Here is a 6,951-nt window from a genome sequence, read left to right as displayed (position 1 = left end):
CCGCAAGCCCGCTCTCGCCTTGCGCGCGAAAGCGCGCGATCAGCTTGTGCCCGCAGGTCCGGCCGATCCCGAAGCGACGGCACAGCGCACTCACATTCGCACCCGGCGCCAGCGCCAGGCGCACAAATTCTTCCTTCTGGTTCATCACGCTCCTGGCCTCGAATGGCAACACGAACCTCCCCGCGCAAAGCGCACGAAACTGTTCGCGATGTCTTCGCACACCTGTTCGCGATGTCTCCGGTCCAAACAGGGGGGAGATCGGATGTCGGTACAGCCTTCGCCAATTATCAGCGCCTCAAAGTGGCGCCAAGGTTTGAAGCTGCCAATCTCCCCCCTTGAGGGGGAGATGTCCGGCAGGACAGAGGGGGGCGCCTTGGCGCTCGCTCATCAATTTGGAGGACTGCCGTGGGCTCGCTGAAGATCGAGAATGTGAAGAAGGCCTTCGGGCCGGTCGAGGTGCTGAAAGGCATCAACCTCGAAGTGACCGATGGCGAATTCGTCGTCTTCGTCGGCCCGTCCGGCTGCGGCAAGTCGACCTTGCTCAGGGTTATCGCCGGGCTGGAGGATTCGACCTCGGGCCGGGTGGTCATCGATGATGTGGACGTCTCAACCATACCGCCGGCCAAACGCGGCATTGCCATGGTGTTCCAGACCTATGCGCTCTACCCGCATCTGACGGTGAAGAACAATATGGGCCTTGGCCTCAAGCAGGCGGGTACGCCGGCGGCCGAGATCGAGAGGCGCATCGGTATCGCCTCGTCGATGCTGTCGCTGGAGCCCTATCTCGGTAGGCGGCCGGCCGAACTCTCCGGCGGCCAGCGCCAGCGCGTCGCCATCGGCCGCGCCGTGGTGCGCGAGCCAAAACTGTTCCTGTTCGACGAACCGCTGTCTAACCTCGATGCGGCGCTCCGCGTCAACACGCGGCTGGAGATTGCGCAGCTGCACCGCCGGCTGAAGGCAACGATGATCTACGTCACCCACGACCAGGTCGAGGCGATGACGCTGGCCGACAAGATCGTGGTGCTGAACGCCGGCCGGATCGAACAGATCGGCGGCCCGATGGAGCTCTACAATTCGCCGGCAAACGAGTTCGTCGCCGGCTTCATAGGCTCGCCGAAGATGAACTTCATCGACGGCGCCAGGCTTGGCGAGACGGCCAAGACCATCGGCGTGCGGCCGGAGCATTTGACGGTCGATACGAAGTCGGGCAGCTGGAAGGGCACGGTGGTGCATGCCGAGCATCTGGGCGCCGACACCAACCTTTACCTCGACTGCGAGAAGGCCGGGCTGATTACGGTGCGGATTTTTGGTGTGTATGACGCCGAGCCGGGCGCCACGCTTTATGCGACGCCGGAGCTTGGTAAGACGTACCGGTTTGGGGCTGATGGGAAGGTGCTGAAGTAGCGCGGCGCGGCCCCCTCACCCAGCCTCCGCTTCGCTCGGCTGACCTCTCCCCGGGGGGAGAGGAGACTACGAGCGCCGCGTCTTTCTCTTCTCCCCACCGGGGAGAAGGTGGCCGCGAAGCGGCCGGATGAGGGGCCTTTGAGGTAGGTATCGGCGGCAGCCCTACAGATTTAGACGTCAGCCTTGAACATCTGCTTCTGCTGGCCGAGCCCTTCGATGCCCAGTTCCACCACATCGCCAGCCTTCAAGAACACCGGCGGCTTCATGCCGAGCCCGACGCCGGGCGGCGTGCCGGTCGAAATAATGTCGCCGGGGTGCAGCGACATGAACTGGCTGAGATAGGACACCAGGAAGGCTACGCCATAGACCATGGTCTTGGTTGAGCCGTTCTGCATGGTCTTGCCGTTGACGGTCAGCCACATCTTCAGGTTCTGCGGATCGGCCACTTCGTCCTTGGTCACCAGCCAGGGGCCGGTCGGGCCGAATGTGTCGCAGGACTTGCCCTTGGTCCACTGGCCCTGGCGCTCAGCCTGGAAGGCGCGCTCGGAGACGTCATGGGCAACGGCATAGCCGGCGACATAATCCAGCGCATCGGCCTCGCTGACATATTTGGCCGTCTTGCCGATGATCACGGCGAGTTCGACTTCCCAATCGGTCTTCTCGGAGCCGCGCGGGATCAGCACGTCATCGTCGGGTCCGACAATGGCCGAGCTTGCCTTCATGAAGATGATCGGCTCCGGCGGCACGGTGGCGCCGGTTTCGGCGGCGTGGTCGGAATAGTTGAGGCCGATGCAGATGAACTTGCCGGTGCCGGCAACGCAGGGGCCGAGCCGAGGCTTTCCGGCAACCGCCGGCAGCGACTTCGGATCGACCTTCGACAGCATCTCCAGCGAAGCCGGATGCAGCACAGTGCCGGCAATGTCGGCGACATGAGCGGAGAGATCGCGGATCGTTCCATCCGCATCGAGCAGGCCGGGACGTTCACTCCCGACCTCGCCATAGCGCAGCAGTTTCATGATGTTCTCTCCTCAGTCAGAATGGGTTCAGATCGACCAGCCGCCGTCGATATTGTAGGCCTGCCCCGATGTGTAGGTGGCGCCGGCCAGATAGACGGCGAGATCGGCGATTTCCTCCGGCGTGCCGAGCCGGCCCATTGGCTGGCGGGCAATGAAGGCGGCGCGCGCGGCTTCATAATCGCCCTGCGCATGCATGCGGTCCTGCAGCGACGGGCTTTCGACCGTGCCGGGGCAGATGGCGTTGCAGCGTATGCCTTTGCCGACATAGTCGGCGGCGACCGCCTTGGTCAGGCCGATCACCGCGGCCTTGCTCAGGCCATAAACGAAGCGGTTCGGCACACCTTTGACCGAGCTCGCCAGCGAGGCCATGTTGATGATGGCGCCGTCGCTGCGCTCCAGCATTCCGGGCAGCACGGCCTTGATGGTGCGGACCATGGCGCGGACATTCAGGTTCAGCGCGAAATCGAGATCGCCATCCTTCATCTCGAGGATCGAGCCGGAATGGACGAAGCCGGCGCAGTTGAACAGCACGTCGACAGGGCCGATCTCGGCAAAGGCCGCATTGACGGCATCGTCGTTCAGTACATCCAGCTTGCGGGTCTTGATGTCAGATGTCTTGGCGAGTTCCGCCAGAAGCGTCTCATTGATGTCGGTGGCGTAGACGGTGGCGCCAGCATTGGCGAAGGCCAGAGCGCTCGCTTTGCCGATGCCTTGCGCCGCTGCCGTGATGACAACGACCTTGCCTGCCAGATCCGCCATGCTTTTCTCCTCGCGCACTCAGGTCAACCGGATTTATCGGTGCCCAGCCTAGGCGTCATGTGCCAGTCGGGCGCCATTATGCGGCCTGTGTCGCAGCCAGTTCACAGATAAAGATGTTTTTTCTCGTTAAAGAACATGCGTCCGGGCGTCAAGCCCGAACACGATCACCATTGCGACAGTCTGGCAATGTCAGTCTCCGTAAGGCACCCAGACGTTCTTGACCTCGATGGCGCGGCGCAGAAAAACATCGCCAGCCGCCTCGTCGGACGCCCAATCGAGGCTGCGGCCATTGCCGCTCCAGACGCGCTTGAGGTTGCCGATGGACTCGGCTTCCGCCTTGGCGCAGGTCTCGGCATCGGCGAACACCCACAGCCCGTCGACATCGTCATGCTTGGCCAGCACGCCGGCAAGCTCCGCCGTGCGGCCGGTGACGATGTTGATGGCGCCGGCCGGAACGTCGGAATATTCGATGACCTGGTAGAGGTCTGTGGCGAGCAGCGGATGGCGCTCGGACGGCACCGCGACCACCGTGTTGCCCATGGCCAAAGCCGGTGCGACCAGCGAGATCAGGCCGAGCAGCGGCGAGTTGTCCGGCGCGACGATGCCGACGACACCGACCGGCTCATGCAGCGCCAGTGTCACTGCACGCGCCGGCGGCTGGTGCACGCGGCCCTCGAACTTGTCGGCAAGGCCGGCATAGAGGAACAGTCGTTCGATGGATTGTTCTACTTCTTCCCGCGCGGCCTTGGGCGTGGCACCGGTCAACTCGCTGAGACGCACGGCGAACTCGCCGGCGCGACCGGAAAGGTTCTCGGCCAGATAATAGAGCACCTGGGAGCGATTATAGGCGGTCGCTTCCGGCCATGCTTTGCAGGCGCGTGCGGCCGAAACGGCATCGCGGATATCCTTGCGGCTGCCAAGCCCGACTTCACCTGCAAGCTTGCCCTTGGCGGTGGCGACGGCCAGCGAATAATTGCCGTCCGGCCGCACCTGCTTACCGCCGATGAACAGCTTTGCCGTGCGGTCGATGCTGTCGCCGTCCGATTGCTCGACAGGTTGCGCCGAGACGACAGCCGGCTTGATGACCGCTCCGAGCGGCAGTTTTGCTGTGAGGTATTCGAACATGCCTTCCCGCCCGCCTTCGCGGCCGAAGCCGCTTTCGCGGTAGCCGCCAAAGCCGCAGGCGGCATCGAACATGTTGGTGCCGTTGACCCAGACGACGCCGGCCTTCAGCTGCGGCGCGACATGGAGGGCGAGGTTGACATTCTCGCTCCAGACGCTCGCCGCAAGGCCGTAGCGCGTGTTGTTGGCAAGCTCGATCGCTTCCTCCGTGTTGCGGAAGGTCATGGTCGCCAGCACCGGGCCGAACACTTCCTCTTGCGCCAAGATATTAGCCGGCGAAACACCGGTGGCAAGTGTCGGCAGATGGTAGTAGCCGGAGGCTGGCAGCGCCGCATCCGGCTGCCAGCAGACGGCGCCCTGTCTGGCGCCTTCGGCGACCAGGCCCTTGACGCGGTCGAGCTGTGTGGCGTCGACCAGCGGGCCAATGTCGGTGTTCTTGTCGAGCGGGCTGCCGACCCGCAGCCGGCTCATCCGCGTCTTGACCTTGGCGATCAAGGCATCGGCGATGCCTTCCTGGACCAGCAGCCGCGAACCGGCACAGCAGACCTGGCCCTGGTTGAACCAGATGCCATCGACGAGGCCTTCGACGGCGCTGTCGAGATCGGCATCCTCGAAGACGATGAAGGCCGACTTGCCGCCAAGCTCCAGCGACAGTTTCTTGCCCGAGCCGGCGGTCGCCTTGCGGATGATCTTGCCCACTTCCGAAGAGCCGGTGAAGGCGATCTTCTGGATGCCGGCATGGTTGACGATGGCCGCACCCGCTTCCGGGCCGCCGTGAACAATGTTGACGACACCTTTCGGCACGCCGGCACGTTCGCAGATTTCGGCGAACAGGATGGCGGTCAGTGGCGTGAACTCGGCCGGCTTCAACACCACGGTGCAACCGGCGGCGAGTGCCGGCGCGATCTTCCAGGCCAACATCAACAGCGGAAAATTCCACGGGATGATCTGGCCGACGACGCCGACGCCCTTATGGCCGGGGAAATCCCTGTCCAGCGCCTGCGCCCAGCCGGCATGATGGATGAAATGGCGGATGGCCAGTGGCACGTCGATATCGCGGCTCTCGCGGATAGGCTTGCCATTGTCGATCGACTCCAGCACCGCAAACAGGCGCTGGTGCCGCTGCATGGCGCGGCCGATGGCATAGAGCACCTTGGCGCGCTGGTAGCCCGTGGACGCCGCCCATTTCGGCAGCGCCTTGGTGGCAGCCGCAACCGCAGCGTCGATATCGACGGCATTTGCGTCGGAGACTTTGGCCAGCAGTTTGCCGGAAGAGGGCTCGCTGGTGTCAAAAGTCTTGCCGCCGGAAGCGGCTTTCCAGTCGCCGCCGATGAACAGCGCCTTGCCGAAATCGCGCCCGGCAAGCCAGGCATCGGCCTCGTTGCGGGCTTCCGGCGCCGGGCCGTATTCCATGGCATGATAGCGGTCGAGAATGTTCATCAGGTGCCTCCTTCACGCTCCCCCGCGTGGGGAGGGTCGATCGGCAAAGCCGATCGGGGTGGGGTGCTCAAGCCATTGCGTGGCGGTGATTGGCCGAATAGTGCCCGGTCAGATGATGCTCGAGCTGGCGCTCGATGTCGGTCAAAAGGCTCGATGCGCCGAAGCGGAACAGCTCCGGCTCCAGCCAGGGCCGGCCAAGCTCTTCCTTCATCAGCACCAGCCAGTCGAGCGAAGCCTTGGCCGTGGAAATGCCGCCAGCCGGCTTGAAGCCGATGAGATAGCCGGTCTCCTCGAAATAGGCCCTGATGGCACGCACCATGGCCAGCCCAACGGGCAGCGTCGCATTGACGCTTTCCTTGCCGGTCGAGGTCTTGATGAAGTCGGCGCCGGCCATCATCGCCACCATCGAGGCCAGCATGACATTGCGCAGCGTGGCGAGGTCGCCAGTGCCGAGAATGACCTTCAGATGCGCATCCCCGCAGGCGGCGCGCATCGAGACGATCTCGTTGTAGAGCTCCCGCCATTTGGCGCCGAACACCAGCCCGCGCGGAATGACGACGTCGATCTCGTCGGCGCCGTCGCGCACCGAGGCCTCGATTTCCTGCAGGCGGGTCGACAGCGGTGCCAGGCCATGCGGGAAGGCGGTGGAGACAGCGGCGACATGAATGCCGGTGCCGCGCACGGCGTCCACGGCCGTGGCGACGAAGGGATGGTAGACGCAGACAGCGGCCGGCCGGATGGTTTCGCCCGCAATGCCGAGGCCCTCGACGATATCGCGGCGGAACGGGTTGATCGCCTTGGCGCAGAGCCGACGCACACGCTCTTCGGTGTCGTTGGAATTGAGCGTCGTCAGATCCATGCAGGCGACGGCGCGCAGCAGCCATGCCGCCTGGTTGTCGGCCTTGATCGAACGCCGCTTGGTCAGGCTGGCGACGCGGCGTTCCAGTGCTGAGCGGTTGACGCTGCGCACCGATTCCATGAAGCCGAGATCAAGCTTCATGCCGGGATTGCGGGCAATGCGATGGTCTACCGGGACTGGGGTGTTGGCGGCGGCACGCGCGGGCAGCGGCGTCACCTTGGTGCCAAGATCGGCTTCGCGGATTGTGCTGCTCATCTCCTGCCCTTTCATTCAGCGACTTGCGCCTCTGTCTTGGTGCGCGTCGTTTCCCGACATGCACAAAGATAGCCCGTGATGTCGTGCTTCACGAGT

The 6,951-nt window shown here is 64.0% G+C and carries 6 protein-coding genes; 1 reads left to right on the top strand and 5 read right to left on the bottom strand.

The features are described 5' to 3' along the window. Window positions 1-145: helix-turn-helix domain-containing protein (locus tag A3A9_RS44175; RefSeq protein WP_152536154.1), on the bottom strand; the 145-nt coding region annotated here is incomplete at its 3' end. Window positions 146-405: 260 nt separating this feature from the next. Between A3A9_RS44175 and A3A9_RS0122530 the strand changes: the two genes are divergently transcribed. After that, a complete protein-coding gene (locus A3A9_RS0122530; RefSeq protein ID WP_027060800.1) occupies window positions 406-1,404 on the top strand; it encodes an ABC transporter ATP-binding protein in 999 nt (332 codons plus the stop codon). A 170-nt stretch (window positions 1,405-1,574) separates the two neighbouring features. Here the strand turns inward: A3A9_RS0122530 and A3A9_RS0122525 are convergent, their stop codons facing one another. The 4 genes from A3A9_RS0122525 to deoC all read right to left on the bottom strand — a co-directional run bounded on the left by A3A9_RS0122525 (window position 1,575) and on the right by deoC (window position 6,855). Further along, the gene (locus A3A9_RS0122525; protein ID WP_027060799.1) at window positions 1,575-2,420 is read right to left on the bottom strand and encodes a fumarylacetoacetate hydrolase family protein; all 846 of its coding nucleotides are present in this window, start codon (window positions 2,418-2,420) and stop codon (window positions 1,575-1,577) included. Window positions 2,421-2,447: 27 nt separating this feature from the next. Continuing rightward, window positions 2,448-3,179, bottom strand: coding sequence for an SDR family oxidoreductase (locus A3A9_RS0122520; protein ID WP_027060798.1), 732 nt, complete (start codon window positions 3,177-3,179; stop codon window positions 2,448-2,450). 189 nt (window positions 3,180-3,368) lie between these two features. After that, window positions 3,369-5,741, bottom strand: coding sequence for an aldehyde dehydrogenase family protein (locus tag A3A9_RS0122515; RefSeq protein WP_027060797.1), 2,373 nt, complete (start codon window positions 5,739-5,741; stop codon window positions 3,369-3,371). A gap of 67 nt (window positions 5,742-5,808) precedes the next feature. Beyond that, window positions 5,809-6,855 (bottom strand): deoxyribose-phosphate aldolase, encoded by a 1,047-nt coding sequence (gene deoC, locus A3A9_RS0122510; RefSeq protein WP_027060796.1) that lies wholly within the window; start codon window positions 6,853-6,855, stop codon window positions 5,809-5,811. Window positions 6,856-6,951 lie beyond the last annotated feature (96 nt).

It is taken from the genome of Mesorhizobium loti CJ3sym (genome assembly GCF_000472785.1).
Lineage (GTDB): Bacteria > Pseudomonadota > Alphaproteobacteria > Rhizobiales > Rhizobiaceae > Mesorhizobium > Mesorhizobium loti_E.
The sequence above is the reverse complement of the archived record's forward strand: the minus strand, read 5'-3'. Positions and strand labels throughout refer to the sequence as shown.